At 69.2% G+C, this 13,015-nt stretch carries 8 protein-coding genes; 4 read left to right on the top strand and 4 right to left on the bottom strand.

Annotated elements, in window-relative coordinates:
- The first annotated feature begins 4 nt into the window (after window positions 1-4).
- Both KIT53_RS08165 and KIT53_RS08160 read left to right on the top strand, forming a co-directional pair.
- Complete coding sequence (locus KIT53_RS08165; RefSeq protein ID WP_297750374.1) at window positions 5-184, top strand: hypothetical protein; 180 nt, start codon at window positions 5-7, stop codon at window positions 182-184.
- 157 nt (window positions 185-341) lie between these two features.
- Window positions 342-1,040 (top strand): TerC family protein, encoded by a 699-nt coding sequence (locus tag KIT53_RS08160; RefSeq protein ID WP_297750371.1) that lies wholly within the window; start codon window positions 342-344, stop codon window positions 1,038-1,040.
- 66 nt (window positions 1,041-1,106) lie between these two features.
- Here the strand turns inward: KIT53_RS08160 and KIT53_RS08155 are convergent, their stop codons facing one another.
- From KIT53_RS08155 to KIT53_RS08140, 4 genes are all read right to left on the bottom strand, one after another.
- Entirely contained in the window at window positions 1,107-1,574 is a 468-nt protein-coding gene (locus KIT53_RS08155; RefSeq protein ID WP_297750368.1) for a RidA family protein, read from the bottom strand.
- A 62-nt stretch (window positions 1,575-1,636) separates the two neighbouring features.
- The gene (locus tag KIT53_RS08150; protein WP_297750365.1) at window positions 1,637-2,590 is read right to left on the bottom strand and encodes a transglutaminase family protein; all 954 of its coding nucleotides are present in this window, start codon (window positions 2,588-2,590) and stop codon (window positions 1,637-1,639) included.
- A gap of 1 nt (window position 2,591) precedes the next feature.
- Complete coding sequence (locus KIT53_RS08145) at window positions 2,592-5,192, bottom strand: circularly permuted type 2 ATP-grasp protein (protein ID WP_297750362.1); 2,601 nt, start codon at window positions 5,190-5,192, stop codon at window positions 2,592-2,594.
- Between the two features lie 92 nt (window positions 5,193-5,284).
- Window positions 5,285-8,794, bottom strand: a complete 3,510-nt coding sequence (locus KIT53_RS08140) for a transglutaminase family protein (protein WP_297750357.1) — start codon at window positions 8,792-8,794, stop codon at window positions 5,285-5,287.
- Between the two features lie 392 nt (window positions 8,795-9,186).
- On the opposite strand from KIT53_RS08140, the gene KIT53_RS08135 reads away from it, so the two are divergent.
- Complete coding sequence (locus KIT53_RS08135; protein ID WP_297750355.1) at window positions 9,187-11,589, top strand: DNA internalization-related competence protein ComEC/Rec2; 2,403 nt, start codon at window positions 9,187-9,189, stop codon at window positions 11,587-11,589.
- Window positions 11,590-11,827: 238 nt separating this feature from the next.
- Window positions 11,828-12,937, top strand: coding sequence for a hypothetical protein (locus tag KIT53_RS08130; protein WP_297750352.1), 1,110 nt, complete (start codon window positions 11,828-11,830; stop codon window positions 12,935-12,937).
- The last annotated feature ends 78 nt before the right edge of the window (window positions 12,938-13,015 follow it).

Below are 13,015 nucleotides of genomic sequence, written 5' to 3'. Positions count from 1 at the left end.
CGGCATGGGCAACGGAGACATCGGAGGCCTGGTGCTGGCCGGCCTGGTGGCGCTGCTGGCCTTTGGCATCTCCCGTTTCGTCATGCGGCGCATCACCCAGCGGCGCCAGGACGCCGCGCAGGCAGAGGCGAAAGCCCAGGAGAGCCGGCAGGTGCGCAGGGCCAGGGAGCGCCGCCAGAAATGAGATGCGGCGGCCCCGGTGCGCCCGCAGACCCTGCCGCCGGGAGGTTTACGCAAAACTACGAACAGCCAGAATCGCTGCGGCGTTCTAGACTGCGTGCTTCCGTAAAAAAACGAAGGAAAGCGCCGTCGCGTCGGGGCTTTCCCACCGTGGAGCAACGATGGAATTTCTGAGTACCGCCGATTTCTGGATCGGCCTGGTGAAGATCATCTGGATCAACATCATCCTCTCCGGCGACAACGCCGTGGTCATCGCCCTGGCGGCCCGCTCGCTACCTCCTGAACAGCAGAGAAAGGCCATCGTGTTCGGCTCCGGCGCGGCCGTGGTGCTGCGCATCGTGCTGACGGTGGTGGCCGCCAAGCTGATGGAACTGTCGTTCCTGCAGGTCATTGGCGGCGTGCTGCTGCTGTGGATCGGCTACCAGTTGTTGACCGACCAGGAGGACGGCGATGGCGAGCACAAGGGCACAGGCACGATGTGGGCGGCCATCCGCACCATCCTGATCGCCGACCTGGTGATGAGCCTGGACAACGTGATTGCGGTGGCCGCGACGGCGCACGGCAATATGGTCCTGCTGATCCTGGGCCTGGCCATCAGCATTCCGCTGGTGATCTTCGGCTCCACGCTGATCATCAAGCTCATGGGCCGCTTCCCGGTCATCGTGACGCTGGGGGCCGCCCTGATCGGCTGGGTCGGTGGCGAGACCATCGTCAACGACAACCTGATGCACGGCTACACCATGGCGCACCCCTGGGTGCACTATGCCGCTGCGGCGGCAGGCGTGGTGCTGGTGGTCGGCATGGGCAAGCTCATGCAGGCCCGCTCGGCGAGCCGGAAAGAGGTCGCGGGCGAGGCCTGAGACCTCGGGTGCCCTCGGCCACTGCCTGTGGCTGCCGGGTTGCCTTGCGGCCACCCGGACGGCGGGTCAGGCCAGTTCCGCGATCAGCTCGATTTCCACGCAGGCCCCCATGGGCAGTTGCGCCACGCCAAAGGCGCTGCGGGCATGCGCGCCCACCGGACCGAACACCTCGCCGATGAGTTCGCTGCAGCCGTTGGTGACGAGATGCTGCTCGGTGTAGGTGGGGGTGGAGTTGACCAGGCTGAGCACCTTCACGATGCGCTTGACGTCGTCCAGGCTCTTGCCAGCCGCCTGGCAGGCCGCGGCCAGGGTGCCCATGAGGTCGATGGCCACCGCGCGGGCCGCGGCCTTGCCTTCGTCGGTGGCCATGGTCAGGCCGAGCTGGCCCACCCAGGGTTTGCCTTCGCGCCGGGCGATGTGGCCGCTGAGAAAAATCAGCTTGCCGGTCTGCACAAAAGGCACGTAGGCGGCTGCGGGCACGGCGACGGGCGGCAGGGTGATGCCCAGGCTGGTGAGCTTGTCTTGGATGGTCATGGAAGGGCTCCTGGAATTGAGCCGGCCATTCTATCGGCGGGGAGGTCTGCGCCCAGCCTGCTTCAGGCAGGTTCCGGTGCCATCAGCCCGGCGAATTCGTCCGGTGGCGCCACCGTGACTTCCACCGTGAGCTGGTGGTGCGTGCCGCCCTGGATCACGCCGCGCATGGGCGAGACGTCGCCGAAGTCGCGGCCGGTGGCCAGGGTCACGTAGTCCTCGCCCGGGCTGCCCCAGCCGCAGCGGTTGTTGGTCGGGTCGAAGTCGAACCAGGCGCCAGGCGAGGCGCTGTCCTCCGCCGGGGCCGGCACATAGACCGAGACCCACGCGTGCGAGGCGTCGGCGCCGATGAGGCGCGGCTTGCCGGGTGGCGGTCGGGTGAGCAGGTAGCCGCTCACATAGCGTGCGGGCAGGCCCAGGCTGCGCAGGCTGGCGATCATGATGTGGGCAAAGTCCTGGCACACCCCTTTGCGCTGTGCCAGCGCCCTGAGCGCGGGGGTGTTGACCTCGGTGCTGTCGGCCTCGTAGGTGAATTCACCGTGGATGCGCTCCATCAGGTCGCGCACCGCCAGCAGCATCGGAGCCCCCGGCTGGAAAGAGGGGCGCGCGAACTCGGCGAAACGGTCGTCGCGGGGCACATAGGGCGAGGCGAAGAGGAACTCGCTGGCGGCATCGAACGGTGCCTGCGCGCGGTAACGGAAGTGCTCGCGCACGCGCTCCCAGCCCATGCCGCGCCAGGGCGGGCCCTCGGGCAGGCGCTGGGGCGCCTGTGTCTGCACCAGGCTGTCGGCTTCCACGGTGAGCCGGGTGTGCGAGGACTGCAGCGAGAAGAAGGTGCGCGCGTTGCCGAACACGTCGACCGCATCGCTGCGCGCCGCGGGTTCGGGGTCCAGGCGCAGTTCGTGGGACAGCAGTTGCTGGCACGCCGTGTCCCTTGGCTGCAGGTGCAACATGTGTTGCGCCATGTCGATGGGACTCTGGTAGCGGTAGCGCGTGCGGTGAAGGATCCTGAGCAGCACCTCAGCCTCCCAGGCTCTGGTTGCGCTGATCGGCGTGGCTGAAGTGCAGCCGGGTGATCTCGTTGGACAGGTCCACCGCGGAGGCTTCGCAGTCGTCGAGCAGTTCCGCGAGTGCGCGCCAGGTGCGCAGGCCTTCGGGGCTGCGTTGCCAGTTGCTCAGATCGGCCAGCACCCAGGTGTCCGGGTTGGGCAGGGCGCGCGCCAGCGCCGCGTCCTCGGGCGTGGCGCTGTGGGCCAGCTTGGCCAGGCGGGAGCGCAGGGTTTGCACCACCCAGGCCAGGGAGCGGGGGTTGTCCCGGTCCATGACCAGCAGGTCGACCAGCGCCACCATGTCGCGGCGCTGCTGGTACTGGGCATGGAAGGTGATGGTGCTGTCGAACAGGGCGACCACGGCCTCGAAGCCCGCGGCATCGTGCAGGCAGCGGTGTTCCAGCGCTAGGGCCAGCGCGCGGGAGAGCATGATCAGCCGCTCGATGTGTCGGCCCATGGAGAGCATGCGCCAGCCGTCGTCACGCACCATGCGGTCGGTTTGCGAGCCGGTGATGGCCGCCAGCAGTTCGCTGGCGTGCTGCAGGGCCGACAGGGCCTCGGCCGTCGCGTACTCGGCATCGGTGGACAAGGCCTCGCCGTCGCGGGCGAAGCCGGCTTCCACGCGCTCGATCAGGTTCCAGTGCTCCTGCGACAGCCGCTCCCGCACCTGGGCTGCCGCGTTCTTGAGCGCGCGCAGGTTGAAACCCACGCTCAGCGTCTGCGTTTCCTGCGGGGCGTCCGGCCGGGGTGAGAGCGAGGCGATCAGGCTGCGTGCGAACACGCGCGGCGACAGCGTGGCCGCCGGCACGTCCGGCAGCACCAGGGCGTTTTCACGCGCGGTGTCCGACAGCCAGGCCATCAGCGGGCGCGAGCTGGGCTCCTCGCCGCCGAGGTGGTCGAGCACGATCTGCGCGAGGCGGATGGTGTTCTCGGCGCGTTCGGTGTAGCGGCCGAGCCAGAACAGGTTCTCGGCGGCGCGGCTGGTCACGGGCTGTTTCTGTTGCGCCAGGGCCAGCGTGCTGGGCGCGGCCTGCAGCAGGCTGGTGTGGTCCACCGGACCGTCGGTCAGCACCCAGCAGTCCGCGCTGCTGCCGCCGCGCTGCATGGCCGCGATCAGTTCACCGCGCGGCGCCAGCCGGACCAGGCCGCCGGGCAGCACGCGCCAGGAGCCGGGCCCATCGGCCAGCGCAAACACGCGCAGCATCACCGAGCGGGGGATCAGCCGGCCGCCGGTCCAGGTCGGTGTCTGCGACAGCGGCAGCCAGGACTGCACGGTGTAGTCGTCCGGGTGGCGCGCCATGCGGCCCGACCATTCGTCCAGGGCGCGCTCGTCCAGGCTCTGGCCCATGACGGTTTCCAGTCCCGAGCGCGGGTAGGTGGGCTTGATCACGCTGCCTTTGAGCAAGGGCAGCACCTCGCGCAGCGCGGCATCCTCGCCGCACCACCAGGTGGCCAGCGAGGGCAGGTGCAGTTCCTCACCTAGCAGGTGGCGGCTGATGGCCGGCAGGAAGCCCAGCAGCGCGCTCGACTCCAGCGGTGCCGAGCCGGGCGCGTTGGCCAGCAGTACGTTGCCCGCGCGCAGCACCTGCAGCAGGCCAGGCACACCCAGGCGCGACTCGGCGCGCAGCTCCAGCGGGTCCAGCCACTCGTCGTCCAGGCGCTTGATCAGCGCATGCACCGGCTCCAGACCGCTGAGTGTCTTGAGGAAGAGGCGCTGGTCGCGCACTGTCAGGTCGCTGCCCTCCACCAGGGTCAGGCCCAGGTAGCGGGCCAGGTAGGCGTGTTCGAAATAGGTCTCGTTGTACGGCCCGGGCGTGAGCAGCGCGATGCGTGCGTTCTCGCCCTCGGGCGCCATGCGCTTGATGCCATCCATCAGCGCGCGGTAGCTGGCGGCCAGGCGCTGCACCTTCATGCCGGAAAAAGCCTTGGGGAACTGGCGAGAAATCGCGATGCGGTTTTCCAGCAGGTAGCCCAGGCCCGAGGGCGCCTGCGTGCGCTGGCCCACCACCCACCAGCGGCCATCGGGACCGTGGGCGAGGTCGAAGCCCACGATGTGCAGCCAGGTGTCGCCCGGCGGGCGCATGCCCTGCATGGCGCGCAGGTAGCCCGGGTGGCCCTGCACCAGCGCCGCTGGCAGCAGGGCACGCTGCAGCAGTTCGCGCGGGCCATAGAGGTCGGCCATCATCGCGTTGAGCAGCCGGGTGCGCTGCAGCACGCCGGCCTCGATCTGTGCCCAGTCCTGCGGTCCGATCAGCTTGGGGAACAGGTCCAGGGCCCAGGGCCGCTCCAGTCCACGCGCGGCATCGGCATAGACGTTGTAGGTGACGCCGTTGTCGCGGATCTGGCGCTGCAGGTTCTCGTGACGGCGGTCCAGGTCGGCGAACCCGTCGGCGCCGATGTGTTCGAAGAAACTGGCCCAGGGCGCGGCCAGCGTGGGTGCGTCAGGAGCCCCTGCGGCCCGCAGTTCGTCGCGGTGGCCGGCATCTGCCGGCACCGAAAGCGACAACGCCAGATCGGCCGGCGATGTGGGGCGCAGCCCCGAGAACAGGGATTCGGTGGGGTCGGGATTCACTGGCACCGAGTATGCCCGTGCGGGCGCTCCGGGCGCGGAGCCACCGGTGTCAGCCTGTTGCATCCTTCACACAGCCCGGACGTACCCCGGGCTCATGTCCGCAGGTCCAGGGTGAAGGGGAACTCGCGGCTGCTGGCCGCCGGCTCCACCACCATGCGCCCGGGCGTGTGGCCCATCTGGAAGAAGCGCGAGAGCCGGCGGCTTTCGGCCTCGTAGGCGTTGACGGGGAAGGTGTCGTAGTTGCGGCCACCGGGGTGGGCCACGTGGTACTGGCAGCCGCCCAACGAGCGCTGCAGCCAGTTGTCGACGATGTCGAAGGTCAGCGGCGCGTGAGCGGGTATCGACGGGTGCAGGGCCGACGGCGGGCTCCAGGCCTTGTAGCGCACGCCGGCGACGTACTCCGACACCGTGCCGGTGCTCTGCAGCGGCACGGCGCGCCCGTTGCAGGTGACCACGTAGCGGCTCTGGTTGAGGCCCTTCACCCGGACCTCCAGCCGTTCCAGCGAGGAGTCCACGTAACGCACCGTGCCGCCGATCGCGCCTTCCTCGCCCATCACGTGCCAGGGTTCGAGGGCGCTGCGCAGGGTGAGTTCGATGCCGCGCGCGGCCACCTCGCCCACCAGCGGGAAGCGGAACTCGAAGTGCGGCTCGAACCAGGCCATGTCGAAGCGGTAGCCGCAGAGTGCCATGTCGGCGAGCACGTCCTCGAAGTCCATGCGCACGAAGGTCGGCAGCAGGAAGCGGTCGTGCAGCTCGGTGCCCCAGCGCGTGAGCGGTCCTTGCCAGGGCTGTTGCCAGAAGCGCGCGATCATGGCGCGCAGCAGCAATTGCTGCGCGATGCTCATGCGCGCATGCGGTGGCATCTCGAAGGCGCGCAGCTCAAGCAGGCCCAGTCGGCCGGTGGGGCCGTCGGGCGAGTACAGCTTGTCGATGCAGAACTCGCTGCGGTGGGTGTTGCCGGTGACGTCAATGAGGATGTTGCGCAGCGTGCGGTCCACCAGCCAGGGCGGCATCTGTGGGCCGTGTATCTGGCGGTTCTGCTCGATCTGCGAGAGCGCGATCTCCAGTTCGTACAACTGGTCGTTGCGGGCCTCGTCCACGCGCGGGGCCTGGCTGGTCGGGCCGATGAACAGGCCGCTGAACAGGTAGGACAGGGAAGGGTGGTTGTGCCAGTAGGCCAGCAGGCTGCCCAGCAGCTCGGGTTTGCGCAGGAAGGGTGAATCGGCCGGCGTGGCGCCACCGAGCACGAAGTGGTTGCCACCGCCGGTACCGGTGTGGCGGCCATCGGTCATGAACTTCTCTGCGCACAGCCGGGTCTGGTGCGCGGCCTCATAGAGGAATTCGGTGTGTTCCACCAGCTCGCCCCAGTTGTGGGCGGGGTGGATGTTGACCTCGATCACACCCGGATCGGGCGTGACCTGCAGCATCTTCAGGCGGGGGTCGCGGGGCGGGGGGTAGCCTTCGAGCACGATGGACATGCCCAGCTTTTCCGCCGTGGTCTCCACCGCGGCCAGCAGGTCCAGGTAGTCCTCCAGGTGCGCCAGCGGCGGCATGAACACGTAGAGATGGCTGGTCTTGCCGCCGCCGGCCTTCTCGGCCTTGGGGCCGTTCGCTCGGTGCGGGTCGCGTGCCTCCACGCACAGCGCGGTGCGCGTGAGCCAGGCGGCCGATTCGCCGCGCTGCGGAAAGCGCGCGGACAGCGCCTGTGCAGGCGCGGCGCCAGGGCCGGGCTGGCCTGGGCGCAGGCCCCCCTCCACGGTTTCGCTGTCGGGGTCGAAGTCCATGCCCTGCAGGGAGACGGTGCCGCCTTCGGCAAAGCCGCCCCCCACCTGGTGCGGAGCCACCTGGTGGCGGGTGGCTGCCCCGCGTGGCAGCGGGTCGCGTGCGGTGTGCGGGTCCTGTTCGATGTGGTAGGGGTAGTCGCTCGCGGAGACCCAGGGCAGCGAGTCCAGCGGCAGGCGGTAGCCCATGGGCGAATCACCGGGAACCAGGTACATGCGCTCGTCGCGGAAGAACCAGGGGCCGGTGGACCACACCGTGCCCGACAGGCGCGGGTAGCTGCTCTTGCCCTGGCTGGAGAGCATGCCGCTGGGCCCGGCCGCCTGCAGCGGCAACACGTAGCCCACGGTGGCGTCCAGTCCCTGGCTGAAGACGCGGCGCAGGCGCGCGCGCTCGAGTTCGTCGTCCAGCCGGCTGTCGAAGGGGTCCACGTTCACCGGCAGGCGGCGTTCGCGCCAGAGGTAGTACCAGGTGTCCTCGTAGCCCGGCGTGATGTACTGGGTGGACAGGCCGAGGCGGCGTGCCAGCGCCTGCGTGAAGCGGCGGGCGTCGTCGCTGGTGTAGTGGGCCTCGTCGCGCTCGTCGGCCAGCAGCGCCGGGTTGTGCCAGATGGTCTCGCCGTCGGCGCGCCAGAACATGGACAGCGCCCAGCGCGGCAACTGCTCGCCCGGGTACCACTTGCCCTGACCCATGTGCACGAAGCCGCCCGCGCCGTACTGCTCGCGCAGCCGGCCCAGCAACTCGGTGGCGTAGCCGCGCTTGGTAGGGCCCAGGGCGTCGGTGTTCCACTCCGGCGCGTCGCGGTCGCTGGTGGCCACGTAGGTGGGTTCGCCGCCCATGGTCAGGCGCACGTCGTGCCGCTCCAGGTCCGCATCCACCTTCTCGCCCAGCGCCAGCACGCCGGCCCACTGGTCATCGGTGTAGGGCTTGGTCACGCGCGGCGACTCGTAGATGCGCGTCACGCTCATGTGGTGGCTGAACTCCACCTCGCTCTTGTCCACGGCACCTTCCACCGGGGCAGCGCTGGACGGCTGCGGCGTGCAGGCCAGGGGAATGTGCCCCTCGCCCGCCAGCAGGCCCGAGGTCGGGTCCAGCCCGATCCAGCCCGCGCCGGGCAGGAAGACCTCGCACCAGGCGTGCAGGTCGGTGAAGTCGCTCTCCGGGCCATTCGGTCCGTCCACCGACTTGACGTCGGGCGTGAGTTGGATCAGGTAGCCCGAGACGAAGCGTGCGGCCAGTCCCATGTGGCGCAGCATCTGCACCAGCAACCAGCCGCTGTCGCGGCAGGAGCCGCTCTTGAGCTGCAGGGTCTCCTCCGGCGCCTGCACGCCGGGTTCCATGCGGATGGTGTAGGCAATGTCCTGCTGCAGCCGCTGGTTGATGCTCACCAGGAAATCGATGGTGCGCTGTTCGCGGCGGTCCACCTGCGCGAGATAGGCCTTGAGCAGCGGCGTCAGCGGTGCGGTGGCCAGGTAGGGCGCGAGTTCCTGCTTCTGTGCCGCGTCGTAGTCGAAGGGGAAGTTCTCCGCCGAGGGTTCGAGGAAGAAGTCGAACGGGTTGTAGACCGCCATTTCCACCACCAGGTCGATGGTGACCTTGAACTCGGTGGTGGGCTCCGGGAACACCAGGCGTGCCTGGTAGTTGGCGAACGGATCCTGCTGCCAGTTGATGAAGTGGTTGGCGGGTTCGACGCGCTGCGAGTACGAAAGCACCTTGGTGCGGCTGTGCGGCGCCGGTCGCAGGCGGATCACCTGAGGCCCCAGTTTGACCAGCCGGTCGTACCTGTAGTGGGTGATGTGGCTCAGGGCAACGTGGATGGCCATGCAATGCTTTCGGTGCGTACGTCAGGGGAACTACCACTTGGGGACCGCGCGCCCGCGGGGGGCTGCGACGGCTGCCTGCCATCCTAGCAAGTCTCGCGCCAGAGAAGAATGACGGTGCCGCTGCAGAAGCGTGTCGCCCTGGGTCGGCGAACGGCAGAACGCGGCCTCCCTTGCTCGGATAATGGCGGCGTGGCCTGCCTGCGGCAGCGCGGCGGGCCACGCGAAGCCGTTGATGGGAGCGACACGAGACGATGGGTCCGCGGGCAAGGCCATTGCCGGCGTGGCTTGCAGGCCTCCTGGCAAGCCTTGCGCCAGACAAGAACAACAACGGGCCGCACAGCGGCCGACCAGGCGCGCGGTTCACGGGTACTTTGGTGGGTGGGGTGTCGGGCGTGGCGCTGCAACTGCAGCAGGCCGCACTGAGCCCGCTCGGCGTTTACTTGGCGCTGCTGGGCCTGGCGCTTGTGCCGTGGGTGATGGCCTGGGGGTGGCGTTCTGGCCGGGCGGGGTGGCCCTGGGCTCGCCACGGGATGGTGCTTGCCCTGCTGGCGGGCGTGCTGGCCGGGTTCGGTTACGCCGGCTTGCGCGGGGCTCTGCTCGCGCGCGGCGCACTGGATCCCGCGTTGCAAGGGCATGACATCGAGCTCACGGGGCGCATTGCATCGCTGCCTCAGCAAGGCCCGCAGGGCGAGCGTTTCGACTTCCAGGTGGATACCGCACAGCTGCGCGGTGAGCCGGTGCGCTTGCCACCGCTCCTGCAATTGAGCTGGTACGGCGGGTTGGACGCCTCGGGCGATGGCGGCGGCGTGCTGGCGGCGCGCAGCCCAGGCCTGCGCGCGGGTGAGCGCTGGCGCTTCACCGCACGCTTGCGCAGTCCGCACGGCCATGCCAATCCGCATGGCTTCGACCGTGAGCTCTGGTTCTGGGAGCGCGGCATCCAGGCCACCGGCTACGTGCGCAGCGGCCCGCGCGACCCCGCGCCGCAGCGGCTGGGCGCGAGCCCTTGGTATTCGCTGGACGCGGCGCGCCAGGCGGTGAGCGAGCGCATCGATATCCGTCTGGCGGAGCACCCGCGCAGTGCCGGTGTCATTGCCGCGCTGGTGGTCGGCGAGCAGTCGGCCATCGAGCGCGCCGACTGGGATCTGTTTCGCACCACCGGCGTGGCGCATCTCATGAGCATCTCGGGCCTGCATGTGACCATGTTTGCCTGGCTCGCCACCGTGCTGCTGACGGCCATGTGGGGGCGGCTGGCGCATCGGTGGCCACCCGCCGTGCATGCGGTACCGACACAGTGGGTGGCCGGTGCAGGGGGCGTGGCGCTGGCGGCGGCGTACGCGGTGTTCTCGGGCTGGGGCGTGCCCTCGCAGCGCACGTTGATCATGCTCGCGGTCGTGGTCGGCTTGCGGTTCGGGGTGCGGCGCTGGCCCTGGCCCGTGGTGTGGCTGCTGGCCATGGTGGCCGTCCTGGCCCTGGATCCCTGGGCCTTGCTGCAGCCTGGTTTCTGGCTGAGTTTCGTCGCGGTGGGCGTCCTGTTCGCCACCGACCCGGGTAGCCATGCGAGCAGCCCGGCGCCGCGGGGCGGGCTGCCGCGTGTGGCGCGGGCTTTGGTGTCGCTGGTGCGTGAGCAGGGCGTCGTCACGGTGGCGCTGGCGCCGCTCACGCTGGTGCTCTTTGGCCAGTTCTCGCTGGTGGGGCTGCTGGCCAATCTGGTCGCGATTCCGCTGGTCACTCTGTGGATCACGCCGCTGGCCATGTTGGGCGTGCTGCTGCCGCCGGTGTGGGACGCCGCGGCCTGGGCGGTGCAGGCCATGTCCCTGGGGCTGGCCTGGCTGGCGCAGTGGCCCTGGGCCGCCATCGTCCGGCCCGTGGCACCCTGGCCGCTCGCGCTGGCCGCGGTGGTGGGTGGGGTGCTGCTGGTGTCGCGCCTGCCGTGGAGCCTGCGCCTGGCCGGACTGACCCTGGTCTGGCCGGCGCTGCTGTACCTGCCGCCGCGCCCGGCCGCTGGGGAGTTCGAGCTGATCGCGCTCGACGTGGGGCAGGGCAGCGCCGTGCTGCTGCGCACGGCAGGCCACAGCCTGCTCTACGACACCGGTCCGCGTTATGGACCCCAGAACGACGCCGCAGATGCGGGTGACCGCGTGGTGCTGCCGCTGCTGCGCGCCCTGGGCGAGACACTGGACGCGGTGGTGGTCAGCCACCGTGACAGCGACCACGCTGGCGGTGCGGCCTCGGTCCAGGCCGCCCAGCCCCATGCGCGCTGGCTGTCCTCGTACGACGCCGAACCCGGGCGCCGTTGCGTCGCGGGCCAGCGCTGGCACTGGGATGGCGTGGACTTCGAAGTGCTGCACCCCCAGCCTGTTCACTATGGCGAGGGCGGCGCGCCGCGCCTCTCCAGCAACGCCATGTCGTGCGTGCTGCATGTCTCCAACGGGCGACACAGCGCCTGGCTCGGCGGAGACATCGACGCGGCACAGGAGGTGCGCCTGGCGCTGGCCCGGCCCGGTTTGCGCGCCACGGTCATGCTGGCGCCGCACCACGGCAGCCAGACTTCCAGCAGCCCCGTGCTGCTCAACACCCTTGCGCCGCGCTGGGTGATCGTGCAGTCCGGCTACCGCAACCGATTCGGCCATCCGGCTGAATCGGTGCTGGAACGCTACCGCCAGCGGGGCATTCCCTGGGTGGCTTCGCCGGAGTGTGGTGCGGCCACGTGGCGCAGCGACCAACCCGATGCCATCGCCTGCCAGCGCGAGATGGTTCGCCGCTATTGGCACGCGTTGGCGGCACATGGGGAGTGACATTTCTCTCACGCCCGCCGCTTTCACCGTTGCAAAAGGTCTACGGAACACCGAGCCTGTATGGGCTCAAAGGTTTTCATGCTCGAATGCGGAAGCATTTCAAGGACCGATCCAGAGGAGCAGGAATTTCATGAGTCAAAGAGCGCATAAGGCGTGCGGAGCGTCGTTGTTTCTTCTTGTGTTGGCGGGCTGCGCCAGTCCACCGGCGGAGCAGGCCCTGTTTGGCAATCCTTTCCCTTTGATCGAGATGGTTCAGGCCGGGCAGGTGGCGCCCAATGAGCGCCTGCTGGCGAGCAACCTGCCTGGCGACACGGCGAACACCATTACCCCGCTTTGTGCGCTCATCGGCACCGTGGCCGGCGCGTCGGCCGTGAATACCCTGCTGAACCGTGGCGCGGACGTCAACATGCCCTGCAGTGCCCGATCGGACGGGTTGCCGCTGGACATCGTGATGGACACCGCCGCGCTGCGCGGGGCCATTGACAGCCCTTTCCGGGTGAACAAGCAGTACCGGCCAGAACATATTCCCACCTACCTGGGCTATGCCGAGCGCTTGGTGGGCATGGGTGGGCGGTCGAGGACCGGCCCCATGACGATGGCCGACGTCAAGCAGCGGATCCGCGAGAGCATCGAGGCTTCGGACCGGATGATTCCCGGCCAGATCCAAAGCTACAACGAAATCGTCGAATCCCGGAATGCCTTGCTCAAAGGCGTCGGCGTGGTGGCAGGAACCATGGTCGCGGCCAAGGTCCTGAGCGACAGGCCTTCCATGGCTTCGGCGGCCCAGTCCGCCAGTCGACTGAACCCTGGGCTTGCCAGCGCGGCCCCTGGGCCTGTCCCACAGTCAGGACCCGCGGTGCCGTCTCGAACGGACAGCCCCGCGCAGGTCGGCTCCACCGCGGCGGCTCCAGCGGCCATGGGCCGGCCCAGGCTCAGCGGGGAGCTGTCGTACGTGGTGGGGGCCAGGCTGCAGCGGTCCGACCCCAAGGGCGGCCTGGAGGTGGTGCAGATTTTCGAGCGGAACGTGCCCACTGTGCGGTTCGTGTCCGCGCCGGTGCTCAACGCGGCGGAGCGCAGCCAGATCGGTTCGGGCCAACTGGTCGTTGGCGCCTATGAAAGACACCTTGCGTCGCGCTACAACCTGTGCACGAATGGGGCGACGCCGGGCTGCTACCAGCTCTACATCCGCCATGCCCATTGGCAAAGTGCCGGTGACGATCTGAAAAGTGGCTTTGGCGACGAAAGAAGGGCCAGGGAGAGCCTGAAAAGCCAGTTGCAGGACACCCGCGCCAGAAACATCGACTCGGATGCGTTCCGGTTCGCGGGCACCTTCAGCGAGGCGCCTTAGCTTGAGGAACCCGGGCTCGCGCGGGTTCTTCCCGATGGAAGGCCGTTGAAGGAGGCGGCAGCCATCGGCCCTGGCCCG

It is taken from the genome of Hydrogenophaga sp. (assembly GCF_026125785.1).
In the GTDB taxonomy this organism is placed as follows: domain Bacteria; phylum Pseudomonadota; class Gammaproteobacteria; order Burkholderiales; family Burkholderiaceae_C; genus Hydrogenophaga.
The sequence above is the reverse complement of the archived record's forward strand: the minus strand, read 5'-3'. Positions and strand labels throughout refer to the sequence as shown.